This window comes from Mucilaginibacter pedocola, from assembly GCF_002013915.1.
In the GTDB taxonomy this organism is placed as follows: Bacteria; Bacteroidota; Bacteroidia; order Sphingobacteriales; family Sphingobacteriaceae; genus Mucilaginibacter; species Mucilaginibacter pedocola.
In genome coordinates, this window is the sequence record NZ_MBTF01000003.1 from 217264 (window position 1) to 243729 (window position 26466).

Here is a 26466-nt window from a genome sequence, read left to right on the forward strand (position 1 = left end):
TTACGAAGCGTGTTCTAATTTAGCCGCAGCACCTGCATCAAGCAAAATACGTGCATGCGACATGTTTTGCAGGATAGACGCCGGTACATCGGTACTAATATGCCCCTGTAAACTTTCGGCAATAATACCCGCTTTGTTTTCGCCGGAAGCGATCAGTACGGCCATTTTTGCTTCTGTTAAATGCTGTAGTCCCAGCGTTATACCCTGCGTTAAAACAGTAGCCTGCTGAAAGTACTTTTGGCCAACTTCTACAGTAATAGGCGCTAATTCGGATACGTGGGCGTACAGATCGAATGGTGTACCCGGCTCATTCAAACCAAGGTGGGCATTCATACCTATGCCAACGATCATTACATCCAGGCCGCCGTGGCTGCTGATGAAGCTGTTCATGCGCGCGCATTCGGCTTCCAGGTCTTCTGCCTTGGCATCGAACATTGCTACGCGTTCGGGGTCAAAATCCAGCAGGTTGAAGAAATTGGTATGCAGGTAATGTTTGCAGCTGCCGTAATCGCGCTCGTCCATACCTACCCATTCGTCAAGCCCTATAATGGTGCATTGGCTGAAGTCAGCTTTGCCTTCTTTGGCGTATTGTACCAGATATTGCAGCATCCCGGTTGGTGATGAACCCGAAGGGAAAACAATAAGCGATGTTGGTTTTTCGGCTAACTGCGCAGCAACCAGATCGGCCGCAGCTTTCGACATATCGTCGGGGGTGGGGTATATGGATATTTTCATTTTGACGTATTTGTTTTTTAACCGCAGAGAACACAGAGGTTACGCGGAGGCTCACAGAGTTGGTTTGATGGCAATATTTAGCATACGATCTGAGCGAACACTAATTTTTCTAATTGAATCGAATTTCACGAATCTTTATTGGCTGCTTTTTATAAGATTCTATCGAACCTGATTTGAGAAATTCGACATAATTCGTTGAATTAGTGTTTGTTCAATTCTCTTTATTATCTAACCACAAATCCACAGGTTTACTTACTTGCGCTGTAAATGGCAGGTTTATTTTTTTGCCTTGCCCGGCAGATGCATAGGCGGCATAAATGAGTTCCATTACGGCGCGGCCGTCGTCGCCGGTTACTAATGGGGTTTTGTTTTCGCGGACGCACTCTATAAAGTGTTTTAACTCGTGCGGGTAGCCCTGGTTAAATACTTCTTCGAACACCGTGAAGCTCCAGCCGGCAGTGGTATCGGCTTTTTCCATAGCGTAGCCGTAGCCCAGGCGGCTGTAGGTAATGGCGGCATTGCCCATGAACAGGTCGGCGTAGATTACGCCACCGGTGCCGTAAATTTCGCATTTATCGTCCATACCGCCGTGTTTGGCCCAGCTGCTTTCGGCAATGCAGGTTACGCCGTTCTCAAATTCTACTATCACCACGGCATTGTCTTCGCCTTTGGTGCGTCCTTTATGGAAAACGGTATCCATAGTAGCAAAAACGCTCTTCACTTTGGCGTGGTTGGTCATCCAGCGGAACCAGCCTAAGGCATGGCAACCCATATCCATCAATACGCCACCGCCCGCTAAATTAATATCGTAAAACCAGTCGGTATGCGGGCCACTGTGTTTTTCCGATTGCTTTAGCATATACACCTCACCCACGGCGCCCTCGTTTACCAAATGCCTTGCCCGCTCGTACTTTGGTGCAAAACAAAGTTCTTCGGCATACATCAGTTTTACATTGTTCGCCTTGCAGGCGGCTATCATTTCGTCGGCTTCCTCCAGGGTAACGGCCAGCGGTTTTTCTATAATGATGTGTTTACCGGCATTGGCAGCTTTTATGCAGCACTCGGCGTGCAGATAGTTGGGCACGCAAATATCAATAACCTCGGCGTCGGTATTGGCCAGCAATTCGTCTACATCGCTAAACCATTGCGGTATTTTAAATTTTTCGGCAAAGACTTTGGCCTTATCGGGGTTGCGGGCATACACGGCCACAACTTCGGCCTCGGGAATAAAACGATGGTACGATTCGAGGTGGATATCCGATATAAAACCGGCACCCAAAATGGCTACTTTGGTGCTGTTCATTACGTATAATTATAGGTATTTCAATTTTTTAAGATAGTCAACCCAAATTACATAGGCTTCGGGTTTCAGGTGCAGTCCCTCGTAGGTATACTCATCTTTCAGGCGGCCGTTGGCATCGGTAAAAAGATGGGTGAGGCTTACGTAGGTGTAATTCATTGCTGTGGCATTGGCCTGCAGCATGGCGTTCACAATGGGGATATGCTCCGCTTTGTTATAATGCTGCGGAAAGTTTTTGTGCAGCGGGTTTAGCGGCAAAATGCTTTGCACATATATTTTGGTGCCCGGGCTTTTGGCGTGTATGTAACGGATGGCTTTAAAGTAATTGTAGGCGATAACCGAATCGGGGATATCCTTCCCGATATCGTTAATGCCAATGAGCATAAAAAGCTTTTTGGGCTCGCGGTTGGTAATGTCATCCAGCCGTTTCAACAAGCCGAAGGTAATATCCCCGCCTATGCCGCGGTTGAGTACGGTAGTATCGTTTAGCAATTTGCCCCAGTTGCCCATTTCGGTAATACTGTTGCCTAAAAATATGGTTACGCCTTTTATTACGGGCTGTTTGGCGAAGATAGCAAGCCGCTCGGGCGTATGCTCGGGGATGAAGGGGATAGTATCGAATAACGATTGGTTGGTCGGTTTTTTTTGTGCGCAAGCCATTATTGGGAGCAGCAGCAGGGCAAAAAGGTATTTCATGGTTTTTATAGTTGGCAGCTAAATGTACAATAAAATGTCTGAATCAGGATTTTTCGCGGTTGTTTATTAGTTGGCGCTCAAGAGGGCTTCGCCGTTTACAGAATTTTAGAATTTGCAGAATGAGCAGCTATTTGCGATAGGCGGAATACACTACCTTTACGGTTGTCATTTATGTACCAAATACTTAGAGAACATATCGAAAAAATAGTGCCGCTTAGCGATGAGGAGTTTGCTTTTGTTGCCCGGCATTTTACGGCGCGGAAGTATAAAAAACACCAGTTTTTGGTACAGCCCGGTGATGCCGTAAAGCATTATTACTTTGTAGTTTCAGGTTTGCTGAAGTTAGTTTATACCGATGAGGATGCCCGGCAGCACATCGTTTCTTTTGCGATGAAAGATTGGTGGGAAGGGGATTTTTATGCCTTTTACACACAAACCGAAGCCACGCTATCGGTAGAATGCCTGGAAGATACCGAGGTGCTGTGTTTCTCTCTGCAAGATTACCGCGACCTGTGTAACGGCTTGCAAAAAATGGAACGCTTCTTTTTGGAAAAAGTGAACTTTGGTTTTCTGGCCGCCCAGCGCCGTATTATTTCTATGCTAACATCGAGTGCTAAAGAGCGTTACGAGCAATTGATAAAACAATATCCTTCTTTGGTGCAGCGCGTACCTAAAAGCCAGTTGGCGGCTTATTTGGGTGTATCACGCGAAACCTTGAGCCGTTTATACCAGTAGGGGTGTGATGTACCTCACTTCATATTCGTGAGGTAGGTCAACAGTGGGTTTACCGGCTTATGCCCAGTTTTGCTTTTGAAATTTTACAACATCAAAAAGCAAAAAGTAATGGAAATAAGAAGCATAAGCCCATGGAAATGGCAGGACGAACGCAGCTACGCACAAGCCGTAGAAGCAAAAAATGTAACAAGCACCTTATATGTATCGGGCCAAACAGCCATCAGTGCTGATGGTGTATCAAGCGATGCCGATATGCAAACGCAACTAACTCTTGCCCTACAAAACCTTGAACAGGTAATTACTGAAGCCGGTTACGAATGCAAGAACATCGTACGCCTGAATGTTTACACCACCAACACAGCCGAGCTTTGGCCAAACTTCCCCATCCTGCAGGCATGGGTAGCCAAACACGGCACTAAACAGGCAACAACTTTATTGGAGGTGAAAAGCTTGTTTGAAACTTTGAGCGTTGAATTGGAGGCTACGGTGGTGAAGTAAAAGGGGGCATTAGCCGCCATTATACTTTTGTCATTCTGAGGGAAGCGAAGCGACGAAGAACCTTGTTGGATATGCATAGCCACCATGCACGGCGGTAATGCTTAAATGAACAAGTTCTCTCCCTCGTCCCTCGGTTCGAGATGACAAAGAAGTTTGTATAAACGTAAAACGCCCGGGCATGCCGGGCGTTTTACGTTTATGATGCTAATTTAAAGCTCATGCATTTTGTACCGAATTGTTCCAATCATCGGCAGTAGCTTTTGCTTTAGATTTTGCAGTGCTTGCTACATCTTCAACAGTGCCACGCGCGCTGTCGACCACTTTGTTGGCTTCGCCAACCAGGTCGCTATATTTCGATTTTACCGAATTAACGGCATTGCTACCATATTCTTTCAGGTTATCAGCAGTAGATTGTGCTTTGTTTTTTGCCGATTCTACCAGGTCGTTCACATAATCAGCTATATCGCCTCTCAGATCTTCACCTTTTTCCGGAGCTAACAATAAGCCTAATGCGGCACCTGCGGCGGCACCAATTAAAAGCGCCGCGATAATTTTTCCTTGGTCTTTCATGTCGTTTCTTTCTTTTAGTAGATGATTTTCTCAATAGTTAACAAAGCCCGTGCCGTTGTGTTTAAATAAAAGTAAAATAGTTTCACAACGAGGTTTTGTATGAAAAACACATCGTTTTTACAATTAATAGCCAACAATGCGTACCAAATTGCTGTTAAACCCGCAAGCGAATAACAAAATTTACATGCAAGAACTCCTGCGATCTATACACTTTCGGAAAGTATTTTACCTGATATGCCTCATTGTACTGGTTATATTATTCATCGTAAAATTCACCGTACTACCCGTTATCACCCGCCGCGAAGCCGAACCAAAGAGGATACTTAGGCATATATTAGATACTCTAATAGGGGCTATAATTGCCGGTATGGTAGTTGGCGGCATTTTGTTTTGGGTGAGCGGGAACGAATAGCCTTAGCAAATAAAAAACGCCCGCTGATCACTCAGCAGGCGTTCCCGATTTTTACAATTCCTTTATCCGGATATTTTTAAAATAAGCTTTATGCCCGTGGTCTTGCAGGGCTATGTGGCCGGTTTTGGCAATACCGTATTCGGGGTGGTCTTTCCATTTGCCTTCGGCTTTTTTCTTTTGCCAATCGGGGCTCCAGGCGGTAAACTCCAGTATCTTTTTGCCATTAAGCCAATGTTCAACATGCCCCTTGTTAAAAACAATTCGGCTGGTGTTCCACTCGCCAACGGGCATTAGTTTTTTGTTGCCGTTGGGTATGGTCATGGCGTAATCGGCACCGGTTTTCTGCCAGTCTTCTAAAATATCGGGTACCCAGTTTATGTCGTCAATAATCTGGTACTCGGGGCCGGTTAGGTAGGCTGCAGTAAAATTAGGCCCTTCCTGCACGTGGTATAGCACGCCGCTGTTGCTGCCCTTATCTATCTTCCACTCCCAGGCCAGCTCAAAATTGGCGTATTGCTTATCGCTCACAATATCGCCGCCGGTATCGGTACCTTTTACAGCGCCAAGGCAAACCAGCGCGCCATCCTCCACTTCCCAGTTTTGCACCGGCGTAGTTTTATTGAAGCCGTGCCAACCCTTTAAATCTTTACCATTGAAGAGCGGCACCCAGCCTGCTTTTCTAACGGCAGTTTTCTTTGGTTTTGGCCTCTCCATGCGCGAGGCATAGGTTTGCGCTCCCACAAAGCAGGTAAGCGCGGCGGCAATGCCGAGTATAGTTATCGGGTTTTTCATCAAAGCTATTAATTAAGCCTTTACTATTTTCATTTTCTCAGGATCCCAAAACATTGGGGCGTTTTTAAAGTAGCTATCGTTACACAGCAGTGCAGGGGCGGCGGCGCGGTAGCCAAAAATGGCATCCTCGGCAACCTTACCATTGTTGCGTATGGCGGTAATCCAGTTATTCATGTGATCGTACGGGCCGCCCAGGTAGCCTTTTTCTGCTTCGAAAACAATTTCTTCCGGCGGCATCATTTTTTTGCGGGCGCTTACGGTTTGCCCCATCGATTTCATTTTTTCGATGTAGAAAGGGTCGTTATTATCAACAGTTTTATTGCGTTTAAGCGTAACGCCATCCCAGGTAACATCCATCGAGCCTTCGCTACCTACCAGTTTTAGGTAAGTGGTGCCGCTGGTGCCATCAACAAAGTTGCAACGTAGCGACAGGTTGAAGGCCGGGTGAGCCGCTGCTTTGGCATAATCAAAAGTGCCTAACAATACATCCGGTACTTCACGGCCATCGTTCCAGTAACGTAAACCGCCCGATGCGTAAATTTTGTTTGGGCCCATAGAGCCGGTAATAAAGTGCAGGCTGCTGAACAGGTGTACAAATAAGTCGCCCGCCATGCCGGTACCGTAATCTGTATAATTTCTCCAGCGGAAGAACCTCTTGCTATCAAAGGGGCGTTTTTGGGTGTTGCTTACATAAGTTTCCCAATCAACCGTTTGGGTAGAAGCATCATCGGGGATGGGGTATTGCCAAACTTCTACAGCGCCGCGGCGGGCCCAAAAACCTTCGGCATAATTAAGGTCGCCAATGGCACCGCTTTTCAGCAGTTCTTTAGCTTTTTCGTTACCTAATGATGATACGCCCTGGCTGCCTACCATAAATACCTTGCCGGTTTCTTGCTGCGCTTTTATTACGGCCGGGCCTTCCATTACCGAGTGCACCATTGGCTTTTCGCAATAAACATGCTTGCCGGCATGCATCGCATCAACAGATATTTGCTGGTGCCAGTGGTCGGGCGTAGCTATAATTACCGCATCAACATCTTTGCGGTTTAGTATCTCTTTGTAAATTTTGGTGGTATAAATATCGGCACCCCAGCGCTTTTTGGCATCGGCAAGGCGGCCATCGTAAAGGTCGCACACAGCAACCAGTTTCACGCCGGGTACTTGTAGGGCTGTCTGCGTGTCTGATGTTCCCATGCCACCCGCGCCTATCAGGGCAATATTCACCTGGTCGTTAGCGGCAACGCGGTTATATTCTTGTTTAAGGTAGTGGAAACTGCCGGGTTTATCAGCAGCCAAAAGGCTGTTGCCAACGGTAGCGGCTGCAGCTGTAGTAGCCAGTTTTTTAATAAAGCCTCTGCGCGATGCTTCGGTATTTTCTTTCATGGTGTGAAATTATAGGTGGTTCGTTTGGAATTGATATGGATGGGTAAGATAGAAAATAACAATAAATATTTAGCCTGTAGGTGATAGAAAGTTTATGTGGAATTTAACCTTGGCAGAAAAACTAGGAGACTTACTTCCACGAAAGCGTATTTATCAGCCCGGTTACATTACTATTTGATGTCAAAAGATAAAATCAATATTACTGTGTAACTAATTAATCTCAATTGCGTTATATTTGTATTGTATTTTAAGGTAACAAACCATGGCAGTTAAAAAAATAGTTATTTCTCCTGATAACAATAAAGCCATTGCATTCTTTGAGGAATTGGATCGCAAGAAGAGCGATACGTTCAAAAAGATAGATAGCCTTGTAAAGTCTAAATTCCCACCAGCCAAAAAATAATTTTTTGGATCAATTCTATTCTTTTATAAAAGAGGAAGATGAGGATGGAAGTATATTCTATCTTTTTGTTACCCGCTATAATTTTGTTTATGCGGTATATTTCAAGGTAGATGAATATTCTGATTATGTAGAAAACTTCCCTCTGCTTTTACAGAAAGGTTTTGCTTTTGGCTTTCGAAAAAACTCTTTGAACGATAGTCAATACAAACGCTCAGAGGATGCGCAGGTATTTACCACTATGTATCATATCATCAAAGACTTTTTTAAAGCGAACGGAAACGAAACCGTGCTACTATACCATTGCGATTCGGCGGACGGCAGGCAATTTTTCAGGAGTAAACTTTTTGACAAATGGCAAAGACAAGTTGAGGAAACCAATTTTGAAAGGCATGCCATTAATGTATCAATAGCTGATAAAGATTTTTATCTCGGCTTTATAACGTTAACAGATAATCCATCAATTAACCAGCTTCGGGAAGAATTTGAAGCCTTCTCTTATTTTATCATTCAACCAAAAAACGAATAGCAGGTATGGTTGCTGTTCGTTTTTGAATGTACTTACTTATCTCATGCATCGAATGGCCATTTGACCAGTTGGGAAAACCATCATCTATGAACTAAAAACCACTATCTTTGCCCTCCTACAAACATGAGCAAAACTGTAACACCCTACCAGCACAACCAGGGCACCAAGAAAGAACAGGTGGCCGATATGTTCAATAATATCTCTAAAACCTACGATTTCCTTAACCATTTTATGTCGCTGGGGATAGATATCATCTGGCGTAAAAAAGCTATTAACGAGCTTAAGGCCGATAAGCCGCAACTGATACTGGATGTGGCTACAGGTACAGGCGATTTTGCTTTTGAGGCTTTGGGTATCCTGAAACCAGAGAAAATTATCGGTGTAGACATTTCGCAGGGGATGCTTGATATCGCAAAGCAAAAAATAGCCAAACGAGGGCTGGGCGATAAATTCGAAGTAAAACTGGGCGATTCGGAAAAACTGCCTTTCGAGGCTGAGCAATTCGACGCAGTTACAGTAGCCTACGGTGTACGCAATTTTGAGAACCTGGCTGACGGGCTTGCTGATATTAACCGTGTGCTGAAACCGGGCGGTAAAGCCGTAGTACTGGAGTTTTCTAAACCTAAGGCATTCCCTATAAAACAGCTTTACGCTTTTTACTTTAACTACGTTACGCCAACTATAGGTAAAGTGTTCAGCAAAGACGCGCGCGCGTACACTTACCTGCCCGAATCTGTTGCGGCTTTTCCCGATGGTAAGGCGTTTACCGATATTATGACGAAAGCCGGTTTTAAAAATACCAAAAGCCGCCCTTTGGCGTTTGGTATCTGTTCGATATATACCGGTATCAAATGATAAAACCTTACCTCGCTACCTTACTGGCCCTGTTTTGTTGCAGCACTTTGCTGCATGCGCAGCAGTTTTCGCCGGCATGGGGTGGGGGAGCCGACCAAACCGACCTGAGTTTTGGTTTCAGTTTCAGCTACGTAAACAGCGACTTCAAGATAGTAAAGCAGCCTAACTGGCGTGCACCTTTTTTCGATAGGGAGAACAACCAATACGTTACCGATTCGCTCAATAGTATAGGCAGCCTTAATACGCCCGGCTTTGCAGTGGGTTTTGTTACCCGCTACCGCCTCACCGAACATTTGGAGGTACGCACTACGCCTTCGTTGGTATTCTCCGATAAAAAGCTGCGTTATATTTACGCCAATACTACCGAACCTGTTGATAAGCAGGTGCAAACCACTACGGTAGATTTCCCGCTGTCGTTAAAGCTAAAATCCGACCGTGTAGGTAACCTGCGTGCATACCTGCTTGGCGGGGTAAAGTTTTCGGCGGCAATTGGCGGTAAAAAGGATGGCGAGAATACCGCGCCTATGGAGCGTTTGTTGAAGAATACCAGGAGCTATTCGTCATACGAGGCGGGTTTAGGTTTCGATATTTACTTTGAGTACTTTAAACTCTCGCCCGAAATTAAGGTGACCAATACCTTCGGTAACCTGTTGGTGCCTGAGAATCATCCTTTTTCATCGCCCATCAGCAAGCTATCGTTGCATACTATAATGTTTAGTTTGTATTTCGAGTAGATTTTTTTGGATTCCACCGATGGGGATTTGATTTCACCGATTGATTGTGGCGAATTTTACTGCGAAGAACACAAAGAATTTTCACCGTGGCTAACGCAAAGAGCGCAAAGGCCGGGTTTCGTCTTTAAATTAAGTGTTTAACTTTTATCGGACCTCCTTACTGCTTCTGTTTTCTTTGTGGTTAAATAAGTCTTTGCGTGCTTTGTGTTTTTTTCTTTGCGCACTTTGCGGTTAAATAGAGAATTATCCTATCTCTCTTATCCAAAAATAAAAACATAATTTCGCTGCCGATAGTTAATTACCTATGGCTAAGATAGCATTGATAACAGGGGCCACCGCCGGTATTGGCGAGGCCTGTGCACATACTTTTGCCCGCGAGGGTTATAACCTCATACTTACCGGCCGCCGCATGCAACGTTTGGAGCGGCTTGCTGAGGTACTGAACGATAAATACAACATCGACGTTGCCATCTCCTGCTTCGATATTCGCAGCAAGGCGCAGGTGATAGAAAACCTGGAGGGGTTACCCGCAGAATGGAAACAGGTAGATGTTTTGGTAAACAACGCCGGCCTAAGCCAGGGGCTCGACCCCATTGACAAAGGCGACTACGACGATTGGGAAACCATGATAGATACCAACGTGAAGGGCTTGCTATATGTAAGCCGCGTGGTAAGCAACTGGATGATAGATAATGGTTTTGGCCATATTATTAATCTGGGATCGATTGCCGGTAAAGAGGTTTATCCAAATGGGAATGTATATTGCGCTACCAAGCACGCGGTTGATGCCCTGAGTAAAGGCATGCGTTTAGATTTGCTTAGCCATGGCATAAAGGTTACGGCCATACATCCCGGCGCAGTAGAAACCGAATTTAGTGAGGTGCGTTTTAAAGGCGATAAAGACCGCGCTAAAAAGGTTTACGATGGTTTTGAGCCGCTGGTAGCGCAGGATATTGCCGATACCATTTGGTTTGTGGCATCGCGCCCGGCGCATGTAAACATTAACGATATTTTGATAATGCCAACCGCGCAGGCTTCGGCAACAAATATATTTCGCCAATAAGTCTGATGTCCGGAAGTCGGTAAGTCCGAAAGACGTAGGCTGGGTATACAGCACAATTGAATAAAGAATAAACATAAATCTTCCGGACTTTCGGTCTTGCCGGACTTTCGGACTTAAAAATAAAACCATGTCACTCATTACTCAAATAGACCAGGATATCAAACAAGCCATGTTATCCAAACAAGCCGACCGCCTGAGGGGGCTTCGCGCTATTAAATCGGCTTTACTGCTGGCTAAAACCGAAAAAGGCGCTGCCGACGAATTAACTAAAGAAGCCGAAATAAAGGTGCTGCAAAAACTTATTAAGCAGCGTAAAGAATCGGCGGATATTTATAAAACCCAGGGCCGCGAAGACCTTTACGAAATAGAAATGGCCGAAATGTATGTGATAGAGCCTTACTTGCCGCAGCAAATGAGCCGCTTTGAGATAGAAGGCTACATACAGGAAGTTATTGAACGCCTTGGTGTAACATCGGTAAAAGATATGGGCCGCGTAATGGGCGTTGCCAATAAAGAGCTTGCCGGCCAGGCCGATGGCAAAACCGTATCAGAAGTGGTTAAGCAGCTGTTGGGATAATTTAATTGCCAAAATTGTTGCAGGTAAAACCTAATAAACTAATTTTACAGTAGTATTTACTGCTTTTTATACCCGAAAATTAAACGGTATAAAGTATGTAAATGCCACATTTTAAGCAGGAACTATGAATTTTGTACTGAAAGAAGAGAAGGGTTTTACGTATATAGAAGAAGGACAAGGCGAACCATTACTGCTTTTACACGGGCTAATGGGCGCATTGAGCAATTGGGAGGAAGTGATCAAAGAATTTAGCCCTCACTACCGTGTACTTATACCTATTTTGCCTATTTACGATCTGCCAATACTCACGACCGGCGTTCGCGCGTTATCAAAATTCGTACATAAGTTCATCAAGTTTAAAAAACTGAACAAAATAACATTGCTGGGTAATTCGCTTGGCGGGCATGTAGGTTTGATATATGTTTTGGCGCATCCGGGGTATGTAAAAGCACTGGTATTAACCGGTAGCTCGGGCTTGTACGAGAATGCTTTTGGTGGCTCGTTTCCGCGCCGCGAGAACTACGAATTTGTGAAAGAAAAAGTGGCCTACACTTTTTATGACCCTGCCGTAGCTACAAAAGAATTGGTCGACGAAGTTTTTGAAACTATTAACGACCGCGCTAAGGTGATACGCATATTGGCCATGGCAAAATCGGCCATCAGGCATAATATGAAAGACGACTTGCGCAAGATAACTATGCCTGTTGCGTTAATATGGGGTAGGGATGATAAAATTACTCCGCCTGAGGTTGCCGTTGAGTTTAACCAATTGCTGCCTAACTCGCATTTAGACTGGATAGATAAATGCGGCCACGCGCCAATGATGGAACGCCCGCAGGAGTTTAATACCTACTTAAAGGCTTTTTTAGAACGAATAAAACAATAAACTATGCTTGCAATTGAGCTTGTAGCAGACACTATTCCGCCGGTACACACCTCTGATAGTATTCAGAAGGTGTTCGACCGTATGGCGGAGTTTCGTGTTCGCCACTTGCCAATTGTGAACGAGGAACAGTTTTTGGGCCTGGTATCGGAAGATGACCTTATTGAGGAGCCCGACTATAATACCCCGATAGGCGCGCTTGCCTTATCATTGGTGAACCCCTACGTACTGGAAGAGCAGCATATTTATGATGTGATACGCCTGTTTTACGAGCAGGACCTGAGCGTGGTGCCCGTGCTTGATACCAAGAACGAGTACCAGGGGCTGATATCTATCAACACCATGAACGAGTACTTTGCCAAGCTTACCTCGGTGAGTGAGCCGGGCGGCATTATTGTACTGGAGATAGGTAACAAGAATAACTCGCTGGCGCACATGGCGCAGATAGTGGAGTCGGACAATGCACAGGTGCTTAGCTCGTACACGCGTACCTTTCCTGATAGTACCCGCATGGAAGTTACCCTGAAAGTAAACAAGCAGGACATCACTAATATACTGGCTACCTTTCAGCGTTATGAATACGACGTGAAAGCCACCTTCAACTTCACCGACAGGAATAATACAGCCAAAGAGCGCTTTGACTCGTTGATGAATTATTTGAATTTGTAGGGCAGTAAATATTATGTTAATGTGAAACTTTACCGCGAGAAAATTATTTAACTTTGTAAAGTGTCGTTATTTAATGAGTTAACAGACAATAAAATGGGAATTGGCCGCATCATATTTCATACTAATGAACTGAGGTACAAATCTAAATTTGGCGCTGTGAGTATTATTTCAAAGCCATCGTCTGATGTTCCAAAAAACACTAAATCTCAATTAGTTATAAGGTCGTCTTCTGACTTGAAAAATTCGCGTGTTTCCGCATATACTTACTTAATACCTTAATGCCTTGTTAAACTATGTTTAACGAGCATTATACATTCCATAAAGCTAATATTGAACGCCCCATTAGCGACAAATACCTGATTTGTACCCATAACTACACTTTTAAAACTGAAAAAACGCAGTATATCGCAAAAGTAGAACAGTACATTCATAACATTTACATCATAAAATTTTTCAGGAAGCAGGACAAAAACCGTAAGAATAGATATTCGCTATTAACTAACGAGCGTAAATGTACGCGGATAGTGTCCACTTGTATCCACATATTAATTTCTATTCTTAAAAACGATGAGCTTGCAAGTTTCGGGTTTTTAGGTGCCAATACGGTAACTAAGGAATACGAAGAAGGCAAGAGTGATACCAAGCGTTTTAGGATATATAAACAAGCGATGGAAAACCTTATTGGTGATAAAGTTTTTGCACATAGTATGGATAAACAGCATAGCACTTATCTTATGGTTAATAGAAAAAATGTCTCGGTTGAGGACTTTACCGACCAGGCTAAATTGATGTTCGACGATATATTTCCTCAATTGAGCGAATAATTCGATGCTGTGTCTCCACCTAAAAAATCTCAACAAATATCCCATCACCCAAGCTATTTTTTTAGCTTTGCAACCCCTACCACGCTAATCGCCGCTCATGAAAAACCGTTTTTTCTTGTTCTTTATCGCTATCGCTGCCATTTCGTGCACCAAAAATGCCGACCTCCCCGAAACAAAACTTCTCAATAAATATGCTGCCGGTTATGTTCGCCTCGGGCTTGCCATTGGCCAGTACGACGAGAGTTTTGTGGATGCTTATTATGGCCCCGATTCGTTGAAGCCTGCCCCGGTAAAGGATAAAGAGGATTTTCCGCGCGATAGCTTGCTGGCATCGGTAAACAGTTTGATGAATGATATTAAGATAGTAGCCACTACTGCCGAGGTAGATTCGAACCGTATGCGCGCCAACTGGCTTTACGATCAGCTGGCATCGTTCAGCGGGCGCATCAAAATATTTTCGGGCGAGTACAGCACCTTTGATCAGGAATCGAAACAACTGTTTGGCGTTGCAGCACCGGTAAACACCGAAGACTATTTTAAAAGCCAACTGGTCCTGCTCGATAGCCTGCTGCCCGGCAAAGGCAACGTGAACGACCGCTTTCAAAAACTGGCCAACAAGTTTGTTATCCCTAAAGATAAAATAGAAACGGTTATAAAAGCCGCCATTGCCGAATCGCGTAAGCGCACGTTGGCCCATTACAAGTTACCAGCCGGCGAATCGTTCACTTTAGAACTGGTTACCGATAAACCCTGGAACGGCTACAACTGGTACCAGGGCAAATACAAAAGCCTGGTACAAATAAACACCGACCTGAAGATATTTATTGATCGCGCTATTGATGTAGGAAGTCATGAGAGCTACCCCGGCCACCATGTGTATAATATGCTGCTGGAGAAAAATCTTTACCACGATAGGGGCTATGTGGAGCTTTCGATGTACCCGCTGTTTAGCCCGCAATCGCTTATTGCGGAGGGGAGTGCCAACTACGGTATTGAGATGGCTTTTCCGGGTAACGAGAAAGTGAAATTTGCCAAAAGCGTGCTGCTGCCGCTTGCGGGCTTAGATACCACAGGCATCGATAGCTATTTTAGAGCCTTGGTGATAAAAGGCAACCTTAACTATGCGCGCAACGAAGCCGCCCGCGGGTTGATTGACGATAATTGGAGCAAAAGCAAAGCGAGCAATTACCTGCAGAAGTATTGTTTGATGAACGATGAAACGGCAGATAAATCGGTAAGTTTCATCAAGAAATACCGGGCCTATGTGATCAATTACAACTACGGGCTCGACCTGGTGAAAAACCACATTGAAAAACATGGCGGTACCGCTAAAGATCCGGTTAAGCGCTGGGAACTATTCGGCAAACTGCTGAGTAACGAGGTTACGATGGACGAGTTGGCCAAGTAATACACGATTTAGGGATTGAGCGATTAGCACGAGAAATGCCTTTTCGCTTTATACCATCGTTTCTACTGCCAGTTTGCCCGTTAACTGTTATTCAGCCTACAGCAAATTATACGCCTGTGCAAATTTCACCGCGTCGTAGTTGTTTTTCAGGTTTAGTTTATTGCGGATGTTGCGGCGGTGGGTATCTGCCGTGGCAGACGATATGTAAAGCTTTTCGGCAATCTCTCCCGAATTACTTCCCATCGCCATATGTTTTAATACCTCTTTTTCGCGCTTAGTTAGTGTTAAAAATAAGGGGTTGTTATTCCGCAGAAAGTTTATTTCTTCCATTACGCGGTTTACTTTGCTGGTAATGTGGTGTACCGGGTCTATAAGCCCCGCAGTTGTTATTAGGTAGGTAGCTTCGCCTGCCTCGTTACGTGCAAAAACCTTGGTATTGCTTACAAATAATTGCCATTCGGTGTTTCGTGGTACGCGCACCTGCTGAAAGTACGAAACCTGGTCGTTCGCGTTGCTTTTTATAATATGCATTATTTTGGGCACGTAATCGTTACTGTCCTCGGTATTAAAATATTTCACGTAATACAATTCCGGGCCAAGTGCCTGTAATTCTTCCAGGGTGGTTTCCAGTATATTTAGCCCTGTGCTGTTCATATATACAATCTCGAGCGATTGCGCATCGTGTATTATTAATGCCGAAGGCAATTCATCGGCAAACGCCCTGATATTATTGAGGCGCTGTTGTAGGTGGTGGTCCATTTGGCTATTATAGGGGGCGGGGTACTGCTGCAAAATACCTAATATTAAGTATTTTTTGTAGGCCCGGATGTGCTGATATTCGCGTTGTAATTATAACTATTTTATAATTAGTTAAATAATTTTAAAATAGATAGCCTGATCCTTATCACATTTATCAAATGAATGTGATAACTGTTTTGAATAATTCATAAGCGGGGTTGTACCCGGTTTGGGGAAACAGGTTGTGTTTTAAGTGGTGGGGGCCATTTACTTCATAATCCCTTGAGCCACGGCAGGGCCTTTATTTTAAAGGCTTTGCCATACACCCGTTTTACTTCGCCTTTCTCCATTTTGGCAACCTGCAACACTCTATCTATCAATAAAATAAAACAATATTGCCGCATATCGCATTCAATAAACGATATTCGCTTTTTTATTACGGATGAAAATAGCAGTTTACGGCCGTCAGTTTAACGATCCGCAGGTATTTCCTTACATACGGCAAGTGTTTGATAGCCTCGTGCTGCATAATGTAGAGGTGTATGTACACCATCAGTTTAACGAGCACCTGCAAGGCAACGTTGATACATCTGCCTACAAAATCCTGAAAGCTAACGATACCCTAAAAGGTTTTATCGATATTTTCATCACCATTGGCGGCGACGGTACCCTGCTGGATATGGTTACGCTGATACGCGATAGTGGTGTGCCTGTTATAGGTATAAACTTTGGCCGCCTGGGCTTTTTGGCCAGTATTAATAAAAACGATATATCAGCAGCCATTCATGCCGTAGTAAACGGCGAATACACGCTTGATTGCCGCGAATTGCTGATCATAGAATCAGATGTAAAGCTTTTTGGCGATGATAACTTTGCACTTAACGATGTCACCATCCACAAGCGCGACGACTCGGCCATGATTACCACGCATGTATCGCTAAACGGTGAGTTCCTGAACTCGTATTGGGGCGATGGCATCATTATATCTACTTCAACCGGTTCTACAGCTTACTCGCTTAGCTGCGGTGGCCCCATTATTTTCCCCCAGAGCAATAGTATTGCCCTTACGCCGGTATCGCCGCATAACCTTAATGTAAGGCCCGTTATACTGCCCGATACCAGCGAACTTACTTTTGAGGTAGAATGCCGTGGTACAAATTACATCGTATCGTGCGATAGCCGCACCGCTGTTATGGATAAAACCATGCAGTTTAAGGTGCGCAAAGCGGATTTTAAACTCAATTTGATCCGCATGAATAATGAAAGCTATTTACAAACGTTAAGGACTAAATTATTATGGGGACTTGATGCCCGTAATTATTAAAACCAACGGATGCTTAAACTTTACGCCGCCTTATTGCTTACTTTTTTTTGCTGCACAGCCTATGCCCAGGCTACCTGGGAAATTGGCGGTTCGGCGGGCGGTGCGGGCTATATTGGCGACCTAAACCCAAGCCCTTTTAAACCCAGCGGCGGTTCGGGTGCTATATTTATCAAACGAAATTTTAACGGTTATTTATCAGCAAGGGCAAATTATCAATGGGGTAAAATTGCCGGGGCCGACAGCACTTCGTCAAGCGAGCAATTACGCAACCGCAACCTTAGCTTTACCGATAAGCTGAGTGAACTTAGCCTGATGGCCGAGTTTAACTTTATGAAGTATATACCCGATGCGGGTAAAAACAAATACACACCCTACATTTTCCTGGGTATTGGTAGTACAAGCTTTTCGCCCCGGACGATATACCAGGGCAACGAGATAGAACTACGCGAGCTACGTACCGAAGGGCAAACTTCGGCCTATAAAACCAATACGCTGGTAATACCTTACGGGGCCGGCATCAAATACAATATTGGCGGTAAATGGACAATGGGCGCCGAAGTTGGCTACCGCTACACCCGTACCGACTACCTGGACGATGTAAGCGGCCTGTATGCTTACCCCGGCACACTACCCAACGCAACCTCATTAGCCCTTGCCGACCGTAGCGGCGAACGCACCGGCACCTATATAGGCCGCCCCGGCACCCAACGCGGCGACCTGCGCAGTAAAGATATCTACGCCTTCTTCGGCTTTACGCTTAGTTACACTTTTGTAACGGAGAAGTGTTATTACGAACAATAGATTCGGCTATGTTAGGCGGTGAATTTAACCGCAAAGTTCTCGCAAAGCTTTTACGCGATTATTTTTCTGAACCATGATTTTCCTGATTAGAAGATTCTCTGATGATGCTTCTACCATTTAGAAAAGTACCATCCAAAACGTCATCGGCTAATCCTAAAATCAAGCGCATCAGGGTTCAGAAAAATAAAAGCTTTGCGCTTCTTTGCGCCCGCCAATTTGCTAATCCTTCGTGCTCTTTGCGGTAAAATAAACGATAATTGATATTATATTCTGTAAAACAAAATAAAAACAAAATATAATTTGTTAAAATAAAACATTTGTTTACTTTTATACGTTGAATAACCAAAACCAATTGTTTAACCCTAAACGTATAAAGCCATGGCCGAATTAAACTCTGCTCCCGAAAAACAAGGCAAAAAAGTAAGGGCTCAAAAGAAGCCGCTGAAAGTAGACCTCACCGCAATGGTTGACCTTGCCTTCCTGCTCATCACGTTTTTTATGCTGACTACAACGCTGAACAAGCCTAAAATAATAAAGGTAGCCATGCCGACGGATTCGGAGCCGGGGCCACAGGTTGCATCGCGCACCATGACAATATGTTTGGGGAAAGGCAATACAGCGATGTATTACCTTGGTATGGCTGATAAACCCATTGTGCCTGCAACCATTACCGACTACAGTAAAAAAGGGTTACGCAGGGCAATTATGGATATGCAACAGAAAGTAGGCGCAGTATCAAACAAAGGATTGATGGTGATTATTAAACCAGGCAATACATCGAAATATGAGAGTTTGGTGAACACACTTGACGAGATGACCATTACCGACATTAAACAATTCGCTATAGCGGACATAGATAGAGAAGACGTTAGCTTGCTAAAAAGCAAACAAGCCTATTAAAACGCATTACCTAAACCTCGTTCTTATATTCTGTTTTTTGTTTAACCCTTAGCCTGCCGCCTCTAACAAGGTGGCGGGGGAGGGAGGAAGCTTTAGTTATAAAACCTAAACCCCATAATAAATTAGTAGTAGCCCTCTTTGGCATTTTGCCGGGAGGGCTTTGTTATAAAATAAGCGCGTGTGTACGCATTCGGGCATTAAAAATTTTAAGCCGGAGCATAATTGTGTGCCGTTTAAATAGCCGGGGTTTATTTGTAAGGGCAATAAAAATCAAAGCCCTCATTAACAACATCTCCCCAACAACTGCCGCATATTTCTTTTTACATCCATACTAAAATAATACAAAGTAAGTTTTACCTTTGTCACCTTAAAAAAGAAGCGTATTTAGTATAACGCTTTGCTTAAAACAAGGTGTTTTTTAGCAGAGCCCTATATTTAACGGCCGTACTGCGGTTGTTAAAAGTGCACCAAAAATGAGTTTAAAGGATCAGATAGATTTGCAGAGGTTGCCCCGCCACATTGCAGTTATAATGGATGGTAACGGGCGTTGGGCAAAAGGCAAAGGCAAATTGCGCGTGTTTGGCCATCATAACGGTGTGCTATCCGTACGCGATGTTGTTGAAGGCGCCGGCGAGCTCGGCGTAGAGTACCTTACCTTATACACTTTCAGCGCCGAGAACTGGAACCGCCCAACTTTTGAGGTTAATGCCATTATGGAACTCCTCATCAGCACTATTAATAAAGAAATTAATAAGCTGATGGCCAACAATGTGCGCCTTAATGCCATTGGCGACCTTAACCTGCTGCCAGCCAAGTGCCACAAAGAACTTGATAATGCTATTAGCCGCACAGCCGCCAATACCGGGCTGGTGCTTACACTTGCCTTAAGCTATAGCAGCCGCCGCGAAATAGTGCACTCGGCAAAGGCCCTTGCATTAAAAGTGCAAAACGGTGAATTAAACCCCGCCGATATTGATGAACAACTGTTTGAAGATAATTTATATACGGGCGGCATGCCAAACCCCGAATTACTGATACGCACCAGCGGCGAGTACCGCATAAGCAACTATTTGCTTTGGCAAATAGCCTATGCCGAGCTGTACTTTACCGCCAAACTATGGCCCGATTTTAGGCGCGAAGACCTATACGAAGCCATATTGGACTACCAGAAACGCGAGCGCCGGTTTGGGATGACGAGCGAGCAGGTAAACTAAATTTTTTCTTTTAACAAAATTTAACAACTGTATAAATTACTTTTAGCCCACTAAAATATTCGGATGAATAAAGTTTTTTTTGCTATTCTTTTCTCTATTATAAGCACGGCTGCCATTGCCCAGATACCGGGCCAAAGGCGCGCACCGCTTACCAAGACAATACCTGCCGATAGCCTTAGCTACCTTAGCCCCAAAGATTATATTATTGGTGGTGTAAGTATCAGCGGAGCCAAATACCTGGATAAGGATGTATTGTTGCAAATATCGAAACTGAACAAGGGCGACAGGATCACACTCCCCGGCGAAGCTAATGCCAACGTAATAAAAGACCTTTATAAACAAGGCCTTTTTGACGATATACAGCTTAACGTTACCGGCATTACCATGGATACCATTTATCTGGAAATAGCCGTGGTAGAACGCCCCCGCTTATCGAGGCTTAAAATAACCGGTATACGCAAAGGCGAGATAGAAGACGTTACCAAAAAACTGAGCGACAAAACAGGCAAAATTGTAAACGAAAACTTGCTGAGCACCACATCGGCTATTATTAAAAGGCATTTTCAGGAAAAAGGCTTTTTAAACGTTACCGTTACCATGACCCAGGTAAAAGACCCCGGCGACCCCAACAGCGTAATACTTAACGTAGCGGTTGATAAGAAAACCAAGGTGATGATAAACGATGTTACCTTTGAGGGCAACAAAGCATTTTCTCAAAAAAAGCTGCGTAAATACCTGACCAAAACACGCCGCCGCCATTGGTACAACTTGTTTGGTTCAAAAAAATTCAAGCAGGATAAATACGACGAGGATAAGCAAAACCTTATCGATAAAATGCAGGGGGCAGGTTACCGCGATGCCGAGATATTGAGCGATAGCGTAACCCACCACAGCGATAACACGGTTAACGTAAAAATAAAAATATATGAAGGCCGCAAGTACTATTTCGGCGATATTAAGTTTAGCGGAAACGCCCGTTACGGCTCGGATGTATTAACCCGCGTACTTTCTATCGAGAAGGGGCAGGTGTTTAGCGAGGAAGAGTTAAGCAAAAGGCTTAGCGGCCCAACGCCAAATAACGATGACGTATCGTCGCTTTACCTTAACGATGGTTATTTAACCTTCAATGCCGACCCGGTGCAAACCCGTATCCACAACGATACCGTTGACTTGGATGTGCGTATATACGAAGGCCCGCAATACACTATTAACCGCGTTATACTAAAAGGTAACGATGTTACTAACGATAAAGTGGTAATGCGCGAGATACGCACCAAACCGGGCCAAAAATTCAACAAAGAGTTACTCATACGCAGTGCGCGCGAAATTGGCCAGTTGGGTAACTTCGACGAGCAGAAGACCGAACCAAGGCCAACCAATATTAACCCTGCCGAGGGTACTGTAGATTTGGTGTACAACGTAGTTGAAAAGCCTTCAGACCAAATCGAACTTTCGGGTGGTTTTGGTGGTGGCCAGTTAGTGGGTACCCTGGGTTTAACATTCAACAACTTCTCGTTGCGTAATATTTTCAACGGTAAGGCTTACCGCCCGCTGCCAAAAGGCGATGGTCAAAAGCTAAGCCTGAGGGGCCAATCGAGCGGCCGTACTTACCAAAACTTCTCGTTTACATTTAGCGAGCCATGGTTAGGTGGTAAAAAACCTATTTACTTTGCAGTATCGGCTTACACACAGGGTAGCTCTACCGGGCAATATTATCCAAAAACAAGCCCCAACTACAACAACCTGCGTATAAACGGTGTGGGTGTAACATTGGGTAAACGCTTAAACTGGCCTGATAACTACTTCCAGTTAAACTACTCGTTAAACTTCGACCACTATAATTTGGATAACTACCCGGGCTACCTGTTCAACAACGGTACTTCGTACAACATTAAGTTAACGCAGGAGCTTAGCCGTAACTCTATTGATATGCCGCTTTACCCAACTGCAGGTTCAAATATTAAATTAACCTTGCAGGGTACGCCGCCATACTCGTTGTTCAACAACATAAATTACAGCGTGGCAACGCCCGAAGAACGCTACCACTTTGTAGAGTACTTTAAAGTGAAGTTTGATGCGCAATGGTTTACCAAAATTACCGGTAAGCTGGTATTAATGAGCCAGGCACGTTTAGGTTACCTGGGCCAGTATAACAGCAAGGTAGGCCCATCGCCGTTCGAGCGTTTCAAACTCGGTGGCGACGGTATGCAAACCTACCAGTTTTTACAGGGTACCGATATAATTGGTATGCGCGGTTACGAGAACTTCTCGGTAGTGCCGGTGGGTTCAAGTTTTAATGCTAACACCAACCAGGGTAATGCCATTTACAATAAGTATACCTTCGAGTTAAGGCACCCGGTAATTGCAAGCCAATCGGCAACTATATATATGCTTGCATTTGCTGAAGGTGGTAACGTATGGGATAATATTAGCCAGGTAAATCCGTTTAACGTTCGTCGGTCGGTAGGTTTGGGTGCCAGGATCTTTTTACCGATATTTGGTTTGCTGGGGCTTGATTATGGTTACGGTTTTGATAAATTGCCGGGCCAGCCAACAGCTAATAAAGGGCATATCCACTTTACCATTTCGCAAAGCTTGCAAGGCGGGTTTAATTAATATCGAACAAGTATTTTATGAAGAAGATAGTTTTAGTACTTTTTTTAACATTCACAGCAGCAACCGCCGCCATGGCGCAACGTTTTGCCTATGTAGATTCGGATTACATCCTGAAACATGTACCTGAATATGCTTCGGCCCAAAAGCAACTGGCAGCCTTATCAGACCAATGGCAAAAAGAGGTTGACGGCCGTTTTCAGGAGATTGACCGCCTGTATAAAGCTTACCAGGCCGACCAGGTGCTGATGACACCTGATATGCGCAAACGCCGTGAAGCTGAAATAGTTGATAAAGAAAAGATAGCTAAAGATTTCCAGCGCGATAAATTTGGCCCCGATGGCGAGCTGGCCAAGAAAAGTACAACCCTGATTAAACCAATACAGGATAAAGTGTCAAAAGCAGTACAGGCGGTTGCCGAAGGCGATAACCTCGACATGATTTTCGACAAAAACAGCGAGGTAATAATGCTTTACGCAAGCCCCCGTTACGACAAAAGTGCCGATGTTATCACAAGGCTTGGTTTAAAGCCCGGCGTTTTTGCCAAGTAAAAAATTTATTTAAATTCGCATACTATTAATTAAACACCAGAACAGGACAAAAAACAATGAAAAAATTATTTAAAGTTGCTTTAGTTGCAGCAGGAATGTTATTTGCAGGCAACTTTGCCCAAGCTCAATCTAAAATAGGCCATATTAACTTTGAGCAATTGGTTGGTTTAATGCCCGAAACCAAAACGCTTAGCGCGCAGATAGATGCTTACAAACAAACATTTGTTACTCAGTTAACAACTATGAACACTGAGCTGCAGGCTAAACTAAAAGACTACAACGACAAAAAAGCAACCATGACAGATGCTGTACGTGTTGCTAAAGAAAACGAATTGCAAGACCTTAACAAACGTTTCCAGGATTACCAAAACACTGCTCAGCAGTCGGTAGAAACAAAAGGTAACGAGTTAACTAAGCCACTTGTTGATAAAGCACGTGCTGCTGTTGCTGCCATTGCCAAAGAAAAAGGTTATGCTTACGTATTAAACTCGTCTCAAACAGATTTGATCGTGTCTCCGGATGCTGATGATTTGATGGCTGCTGCAAAACTGAAATTAGGTTTGAAATAAGCCTTAACAAATTGTAATAATTTATAAAAGCGCCTCCAATACGGGGCGCTTTTTTTAGTTTTGGTGTATTATGGCAGCAAGCACACCCATCGGGATATTTGATTCGGGCATTGGCGGTTTAACAGTTTTCCGTTCGATAGTAGAGGCACTGCCGGGGTATGATTATTTGTACCTGGGCGATAATGGCCGCGCTCCTTACGGTAACCGTTCGTTTAAAACAATACACCAATACACCTGGGAGTGCGTACAGTGGATGTTTAAACAAGGCTGCCCGCTGGTTATTTTGGCTTGTAACACAGCATCGGCAAAGGCTTTGCGTACAATACAACAGCAAGATTTGGCTGCACACCATGCCGATAAGCGCGTGCTGGGCGTAATACGCCCCACTGCCGAAGTAATTGGCAATTACACCCAAACCGGGCAAATAGGCGTGCTTGGCACCAAAGGCACGGTACAAAGCGGATCGTACCTGATAGAGATAAACCATTTTGCCCCCGACCTGAAAGTTTACCAGCAGGCATGCCCGTTATGGGTGCCCTTAATTGAGAATGGCGAGTACGATAAACCCGGTACCGATTACTATGTAAAAATGTACCTTGATGAACTGATGGCTCAATCGCCGGATATTGATACCATTTTGCTGGCTTGTACTCATTATCCGTTGTTGGCCGATAAAATAAAGGCACAACTACCGGCTGGCATAAATGTAGTAGCGCAGGGCGATATTGTAGCTGCCAGCCTGGTTAATTACCTGGAACGCCATCCCGAAATAGAAGGGAAGCTTACTAAGACAGCGAATCGTAGGTTTTATACTACTATAGATGATACTGCGGATTTTGACCACCACGCCTCTCAGTTTTTTAAAGACGAAGTGAAGAGCGAGTTTGTAGATGTGCGCGAAGGATGCGATTAGCTTGTAACAACTCAGCGTCAATGAGCAGCAACTAATAAGTAGGCTATAAAAACAAAAGTCCCCCGGTATTACCGGGGGACTTTTTAGTAAGGCTGATGATTAATATATAAATTAAACAACTTTTACGTTTACTGCGTTTAAGCCTTTTCTGCCGTTCTCAACTTCAAACTCTACGCTGTCGTTCTCACGGATCTGATCGATAAGGCCTGTTGAATGTACAAAAACTTCAGCACCACCGGTAGATGGGATAATAAAGCCAAAACCTTTTGTCTCATTGAAAAATTTTACTGTTCCTTGTTGCATTATAATATTTATTAATAAAGTGCGCAAGGTAGGTATAATAATCGGCATTTCAACAAAATGTAATTGCCCGCTAATTTATGCGTGCTGTTTATCAGGCAACTATAGATAAGCGGTGCCCCTTCAAAGTATCTTCCGAATCTTTCACAATACCGCGTATCTTTTCATCAAGTTCGTTCACGGTGAGCTCCATCATATCAAAGTAGTTGAAGTAGATGTTCTCCATCTTCATCAGGTCCATAATACCCAGCAGCGATGCTACGGGGCGGCGCAATTCGTGCGATTGCATCATGGCTATGCGCTGCAATGCCTCGTTCTGGATGTTGATATAATCTTCCTGCCTTTTGCGGTGAGTGATGTCTGTAGAGTTGAGGGATATACCTATTACCTCGCCATTGTGGTCGCGCACGGGTACAAAGGCGGTTACTTTCCAGCACTCTAAAGGCGTGCCGGGCATCAGCAGCCATTCGCGGCGTATAGAGCGGCCTGTAAGGGCTATGCTGAAGTATTTTTTAAACTGTTCGAGCAGGGCGGGTTCGGTATAATCGAGTATCGAATCGCCATGGGCCAATTTGTGGTTATATAAGCTGCGGATAAATACTGATGCTGAACGATTGAACGCCAGCACCTCGAAGTTGCGATCCACTAAAATGTGTGTATCGTTAGAGCTATCAAAGATGGCTTTTAGCTTTAGGTCTGATTCTTTGCGCGCCTGGCTGTGTTCCTGCTCTTTTTTATGTTGTTCTTCAAGCGTGTTCAGGCTCCAGTTAAACTCCATCAGGTTGGCCACCTGTTTTGCCAAAATACCTATCGATTTTTTTTGATGTGCGGTTAATTCGCGGGGTTTTACATCAACTACGCAAAGGCTGCCAACAGCAAAACCATCAGTAGTAAAAAGTGGTGCACCTGCATAAAAGCGTACGTTTGGGTCGCCGGTAACCAGCGGGTTACCGCTAAAGTCGGCATCTATAAGGGCGTTGGGTACAATATATAATTCGTTTTGCCTGATGGTATTGTTGCAAAAGGCAACGCTGCGCGGGGTCGATTCGAGCTCAGTGCCTACTGCCGACTTAAACCATTGCGTGTCCTTATCTAAAAGGGTGACAAGGGCAACAGGCGTTTCGCAAATTTCGGCTATTAGTGATACTAACTGATCAATATCTTTTTTTATACCGGCATCAAGGTGGGTAAACCTTTTTACTGCATTAAGGCGTTGGTGCTCAGTATATCTCATCATATGGGGGAAAGACAAATATTTGCAGAATTGGTTTTCACAAAATGGTGTAAAACAACTCTTTCTACGTAACAAAATTGTAATATGTTGCTCTATTTAAACTGTAGCGATAAAAAACAAAACAAATAGTTGAATTTTTATCAATAACTATAAAATAGCGCTCAAAAGTGCTAAAACGATTTCTAAAAAACGCATTCGATGCCTGTACAAATCGGGGCTATTTGCATCAATGTGTTTTAGTAACAC

General features: G+C 44.2%; 30 protein-coding genes. 21 read left to right on the plus strand and 9 right to left on the minus strand.

From position 1 onward, the window contains the following. The 3 genes from BC343_RS06670 to BC343_RS06680 all read right to left on the minus strand — a co-directional run bounded on the left by BC343_RS06670 (position 1) and on the right by BC343_RS06680 (position 2731). On the minus strand, positions 1-735 hold the full coding sequence (locus BC343_RS06670) for a glucosamine-6-phosphate deaminase (RefSeq protein ID WP_078346973.1): 735 nt from the start codon (positions 733-735) through the stop codon (positions 1-3). A 211-nt stretch (positions 736-946) separates the two neighbouring features. After that, on the minus strand, positions 947-2038 hold the full coding sequence (locus BC343_RS06675) for a Gfo/Idh/MocA family protein (RefSeq protein WP_078346974.1): 1092 nt from the start codon (positions 2036-2038) through the stop codon (positions 947-949). A 9-nt stretch (positions 2039-2047) separates the two neighbouring features. Continuing rightward, the gene (locus BC343_RS06680; protein ID WP_078346975.1) at positions 2048-2731 is read right to left on the minus strand and encodes a GDSL-type esterase/lipase family protein; all 684 of its coding nucleotides are present in this window, start codon (positions 2729-2731) and stop codon (positions 2048-2050) included. Positions 2732-2902: 171 nt separating this feature from the next. Between BC343_RS06680 and BC343_RS06685 the strand changes: the two genes are divergently transcribed. Further along, a complete protein-coding gene (locus tag BC343_RS06685) occupies positions 2903-3466 on the plus strand; it encodes a Crp/Fnr family transcriptional regulator (RefSeq protein ID WP_078346976.1) in 564 nt (187 codons plus the stop codon). 108 nt (positions 3467-3574) lie between these two features. Then, on the plus strand, positions 3575-3964 hold the full coding sequence (locus tag BC343_RS06690) for a RidA family protein (RefSeq protein ID WP_078347048.1): 390 nt from the start codon (positions 3575-3577) through the stop codon (positions 3962-3964). 216 nt (positions 3965-4180) lie between these two features. On the opposite strand, the gene BC343_RS06695 is transcribed toward BC343_RS06690, so the two are convergent. Continuing rightward, positions 4181-4534 (minus strand): YtxH domain-containing protein, encoded by a 354-nt coding sequence (locus tag BC343_RS06695; protein ID WP_078346977.1) that lies wholly within the window; start codon positions 4532-4534, stop codon positions 4181-4183. 184 nt (positions 4535-4718) lie between these two features. Here BC343_RS06695 and BC343_RS06700 point away from each other — a divergent pair, with 184 nt between their 5' ends. After that, on the plus strand, positions 4719-4946 hold the full coding sequence (locus tag BC343_RS06700; protein WP_143822083.1) for a hypothetical protein: 228 nt from the start codon (positions 4719-4721) through the stop codon (positions 4944-4946). 51 nt (positions 4947-4997) lie between these two features. On the opposite strand, the gene BC343_RS06705 is transcribed toward BC343_RS06700, so the two are convergent. Together BC343_RS06705 and BC343_RS06710 are read right to left on the minus strand one after the other, a co-directional pair. Further along, a complete protein-coding gene (locus BC343_RS06705; protein WP_078346979.1) occupies positions 4998-5738 on the minus strand; it encodes a 3-keto-disaccharide hydrolase in 741 nt (246 codons plus the stop codon). A gap of 12 nt (positions 5739-5750) precedes the next feature. Beyond that, on the minus strand, positions 5751-7121 hold the full coding sequence (locus tag BC343_RS06710) for a Gfo/Idh/MocA family protein (RefSeq protein WP_078346980.1): 1371 nt from the start codon (positions 7119-7121) through the stop codon (positions 5751-5753). Between the two features lie 262 nt (positions 7122-7383). On the opposite strand from BC343_RS06710, the gene BC343_RS30950 reads away from it, so the two are divergent. From BC343_RS30950 to BC343_RS06755, 10 genes are all read left to right on the plus strand, one after another. After that, entirely contained in the window at positions 7384-7524 is a 141-nt protein-coding gene (locus BC343_RS30950) for a hypothetical protein (RefSeq protein WP_156088738.1), read from the plus strand. 4 nt (positions 7525-7528) lie between these two features. Then, positions 7529-8050: a DUF6169 family protein gene (locus BC343_RS06715; protein ID WP_078346981.1), complete on the plus strand. Its 522-nt coding sequence runs from the start codon at positions 7529-7531 to the stop codon at positions 8048-8050. Positions 8051-8173: 123 nt separating this feature from the next. Then, the gene (ubiE, locus tag BC343_RS06720; protein WP_078346982.1) at positions 8174-8905 is read left to right on the plus strand and encodes a bifunctional demethylmenaquinone methyltransferase/2-methoxy-6-polyprenyl-1,4-benzoquinol methylase UbiE; all 732 of its coding nucleotides are present in this window, start codon (positions 8174-8176) and stop codon (positions 8903-8905) included. Continuing rightward, positions 8902-9639 (plus strand): type IX secretion/gliding motility protein PorT/SprT, encoded by a 738-nt coding sequence (porT, locus tag BC343_RS06725; protein ID WP_078346983.1) that lies wholly within the window; start codon positions 8902-8904, stop codon positions 9637-9639. Before ubiE ends, porT begins: the two co-directional genes overlap by 4 nt. A 304-nt stretch (positions 9640-9943) precedes the next feature. Beyond that, on the plus strand, positions 9944-10702 hold the full coding sequence (locus tag BC343_RS06730) for an SDR family oxidoreductase (RefSeq protein ID WP_078346984.1): 759 nt from the start codon (positions 9944-9946) through the stop codon (positions 10700-10702). 127 nt (positions 10703-10829) lie between these two features. Continuing rightward, complete coding sequence (locus tag BC343_RS06735) at positions 10830-11279, plus strand: GatB/YqeY domain-containing protein (RefSeq protein WP_078346985.1); 450 nt, start codon at positions 10830-10832, stop codon at positions 11277-11279. A 124-nt stretch (positions 11280-11403) separates the two neighbouring features. Then, a complete protein-coding gene (locus tag BC343_RS06740; RefSeq protein WP_078346986.1) occupies positions 11404-12165 on the plus strand; it encodes an alpha/beta fold hydrolase in 762 nt (253 codons plus the stop codon). A gap of 3 nt (positions 12166-12168) precedes the next feature. After that, positions 12169-12831: a CBS domain-containing protein gene (locus BC343_RS06745; RefSeq protein ID WP_078346987.1), complete on the plus strand. Its 663-nt coding sequence runs from the start codon at positions 12169-12171 to the stop codon at positions 12829-12831. Between the two features lie 293 nt (positions 12832-13124). Further along, positions 13125-13655, plus strand: a complete 531-nt coding sequence (locus BC343_RS06750; RefSeq protein WP_078346988.1) for a hypothetical protein — start codon at positions 13125-13127, stop codon at positions 13653-13655. Positions 13656-13752: 97 nt separating this feature from the next. Continuing rightward, a complete protein-coding gene (locus tag BC343_RS06755) occupies positions 13753-15063 on the plus strand; it encodes a hypothetical protein (RefSeq protein ID WP_078346989.1) in 1311 nt (436 codons plus the stop codon). A gap of 96 nt (positions 15064-15159) precedes the next feature. Here BC343_RS06755 and BC343_RS06760 read toward each other — a convergent pair whose 3' ends face one another. Then, positions 15160-15822: a response regulator transcription factor gene (locus BC343_RS06760; protein ID WP_078346990.1), complete on the minus strand. Its 663-nt coding sequence runs from the start codon at positions 15820-15822 to the stop codon at positions 15160-15162. 421 nt (positions 15823-16243) lie between these two features. On the opposite strand from BC343_RS06760, the gene BC343_RS06765 reads away from it, so the two are divergent. The 8 genes from BC343_RS06765 to murI all read left to right on the plus strand — a co-directional run bounded on the left by BC343_RS06765 (position 16244) and on the right by murI (position 24686). Next, positions 16244-17125, plus strand: coding sequence for an NAD kinase (locus BC343_RS06765; RefSeq protein ID WP_078346991.1), 882 nt, complete (start codon positions 16244-16246; stop codon positions 17123-17125). Between the two features lie 9 nt (positions 17126-17134). After that, on the plus strand, positions 17135-17926 hold the full coding sequence (porG, locus tag BC343_RS06770; RefSeq protein ID WP_078346992.1) for a type IX secretion system protein PorG: 792 nt from the start codon (positions 17135-17137) through the stop codon (positions 17924-17926). Between the two features lie 378 nt (positions 17927-18304). Then, complete coding sequence (locus tag BC343_RS06775) at positions 18305-18826, plus strand: ExbD/TolR family protein (protein ID WP_078346993.1); 522 nt, start codon at positions 18305-18307, stop codon at positions 18824-18826. Between the two features lie 473 nt (positions 18827-19299). Next, positions 19300-20040, plus strand: coding sequence for an isoprenyl transferase (locus BC343_RS06780; protein WP_078346994.1), 741 nt, complete (start codon positions 19300-19302; stop codon positions 20038-20040). Positions 20041-20103: 63 nt separating this feature from the next. Continuing rightward, on the plus strand, positions 20104-22656 hold the full coding sequence (gene bamA, locus BC343_RS06785; protein WP_078346995.1) for an outer membrane protein assembly factor BamA: 2553 nt from the start codon (positions 20104-20106) through the stop codon (positions 22654-22656). A 17-nt stretch (positions 22657-22673) separates the two neighbouring features. Further along, a complete protein-coding gene (locus BC343_RS06790; protein WP_078346996.1) occupies positions 22674-23204 on the plus strand; it encodes an OmpH family outer membrane protein in 531 nt (176 codons plus the stop codon). Between the two features lie 56 nt (positions 23205-23260). Then, positions 23261-23773, plus strand: coding sequence for an OmpH family outer membrane protein (locus BC343_RS06795; RefSeq protein ID WP_078346997.1), 513 nt, complete (start codon positions 23261-23263; stop codon positions 23771-23773). A gap of 70 nt (positions 23774-23843) precedes the next feature. Continuing rightward, complete coding sequence (murI, locus tag BC343_RS06800) at positions 23844-24686, plus strand: glutamate racemase (protein WP_078346998.1); 843 nt, start codon at positions 23844-23846, stop codon at positions 24684-24686. A 111-nt stretch (positions 24687-24797) separates the two neighbouring features. On the opposite strand, the gene BC343_RS06805 is transcribed toward murI, so the two are convergent. Beyond that, entirely contained in the window at positions 24798-24989 is a 192-nt protein-coding gene (locus tag BC343_RS06805) for a cold-shock protein (RefSeq protein ID WP_078347049.1), read from the minus strand. Positions 24990-25080: 91 nt separating this feature from the next. Then, a complete protein-coding gene (locus tag BC343_RS06810; protein WP_078346999.1) occupies positions 25081-26223 on the minus strand; it encodes a GAF domain-containing protein in 1143 nt (380 codons plus the stop codon). Positions 26224-26466 lie beyond the last annotated feature (243 nt).

Coding starts and splice junctions, on each gene's coding strand:
- BC343_RS06740 (WP_078346986.1), top strand. CDS start 11,404: ATGAATTTTGTACTGAAAGAAGAGAAGGGTTTTACGTATATAGAAGAA.
- BC343_RS06790 (WP_078346996.1), top strand. CDS start 22,674: ATGAAGAAGATAGTTTTAGTACTTTTTTTAACATTCACAGCAGCAACC.
- BC343_RS06735 (WP_078346985.1), top strand. CDS start 10,830: ATGTCACTCATTACTCAAATAGACCAGGATATCAAACAAGCCATGTTA.
- BC343_RS06775 (WP_078346993.1), top strand. CDS start 18,305: ATGGCCGAATTAAACTCTGCTCCCGAAAAACAAGGCAAAAAAGTAAGG.
- BC343_RS30950 (WP_156088738.1), top strand. CDS start 7,384: ATGGCAGTTAAAAAAATAGTTATTTCTCCTGATAACAATAAAGCCATT.
- porT (WP_078346983.1), top strand. CDS start 8,902: ATGATAAAACCTTACCTCGCTACCTTACTGGCCCTGTTTTGTTGCAGC.
- murI (WP_078346998.1), top strand. CDS start 23,844: ATGGCAGCAAGCACACCCATCGGGATATTTGATTCGGGCATTGGCGGT.
- BC343_RS06680 (WP_078346975.1), bottom strand. CDS start 2,731: ATGAAATACCTTTTTGCCCTGCTGCTGCTCCCAATAATGGCTTGCGCA.
- BC343_RS06765 (WP_078346991.1), top strand. CDS start 16,244: ATGAAAATAGCAGTTTACGGCCGTCAGTTTAACGATCCGCAGGTATTT.
- BC343_RS06795 (WP_078346997.1), top strand. CDS start 23,261: ATGAAAAAATTATTTAAAGTTGCTTTAGTTGCAGCAGGAATGTTATTT.
- BC343_RS06695 (WP_078346977.1), bottom strand. CDS start 4,534: ATGAAAGACCAAGGAAAAATTATCGCGGCGCTTTTAATTGGTGCCGCC.
- BC343_RS06705 (WP_078346979.1), bottom strand. CDS start 5,738: ATGAAAAACCCGATAACTATACTCGGCATTGCCGCCGCGCTTACCTGC.
- bamA (WP_078346995.1), top strand. CDS start 20,104: ATGAATAAAGTTTTTTTTGCTATTCTTTTCTCTATTATAAGCACGGCT.
- BC343_RS06810 (WP_078346999.1), bottom strand. CDS start 26,223: ATGATGAGATATACTGAGCACCAACGCCTTAATGCAGTAAAAAGGTTT.
- BC343_RS06730 (WP_078346984.1), top strand. CDS start 9,944: ATGGCTAAGATAGCATTGATAACAGGGGCCACCGCCGGTATTGGCGAG.
- BC343_RS06750 (WP_078346988.1), top strand. CDS start 13,125: ATGTTTAACGAGCATTATACATTCCATAAAGCTAATATTGAACGCCCC.
- porG (WP_078346992.1), top strand. CDS start 17,135: ATGCTTAAACTTTACGCCGCCTTATTGCTTACTTTTTTTTGCTGCACA.
- BC343_RS06805 (WP_078347049.1), bottom strand. CDS start 24,989: ATGCAACAAGGAACAGTAAAATTTTTCAATGAGACAAAAGGTTTTGGC.
- ubiE (WP_078346982.1), top strand. CDS start 8,174: ATGAGCAAAACTGTAACACCCTACCAGCACAACCAGGGCACCAAGAAA.
- BC343_RS06760 (WP_078346990.1), bottom strand. CDS start 15,822: ATGGACCACCACCTACAACAGCGCCTCAATAATATCAGGGCGTTTGCC.
- BC343_RS06675 (WP_078346974.1), bottom strand. CDS start 2,038: ATGAACAGCACCAAAGTAGCCATTTTGGGTGCCGGTTTTATATCGGAT.
- BC343_RS06710 (WP_078346980.1), bottom strand. CDS start 7,121: ATGAAAGAAAATACCGAAGCATCGCGCAGAGGCTTTATTAAAAAACTG.
- BC343_RS06780 (WP_078346994.1), top strand. CDS start 19,300: ATGAGTTTAAAGGATCAGATAGATTTGCAGAGGTTGCCCCGCCACATT.
- BC343_RS06690 (WP_078347048.1), top strand. CDS start 3,575: ATGGAAATAAGAAGCATAAGCCCATGGAAATGGCAGGACGAACGCAGC.
- BC343_RS06700 (WP_143822083.1), top strand. CDS start 4,719: ATGCAAGAACTCCTGCGATCTATACACTTTCGGAAAGTATTTTACCTG.
- BC343_RS06755 (WP_078346989.1), top strand. CDS start 13,753: ATGAAAAACCGTTTTTTCTTGTTCTTTATCGCTATCGCTGCCATTTCG.
- BC343_RS06685 (WP_078346976.1), top strand. CDS start 2,903: ATGTACCAAATACTTAGAGAACATATCGAAAAAATAGTGCCGCTTAGC.
- BC343_RS06670 (WP_078346973.1), bottom strand. CDS start 735: ATGAAAATATCCATATACCCCACCCCCGACGATATGTCGAAAGCTGCG.
- BC343_RS06745 (WP_078346987.1), top strand. CDS start 12,169: ATGCTTGCAATTGAGCTTGTAGCAGACACTATTCCGCCGGTACACACC.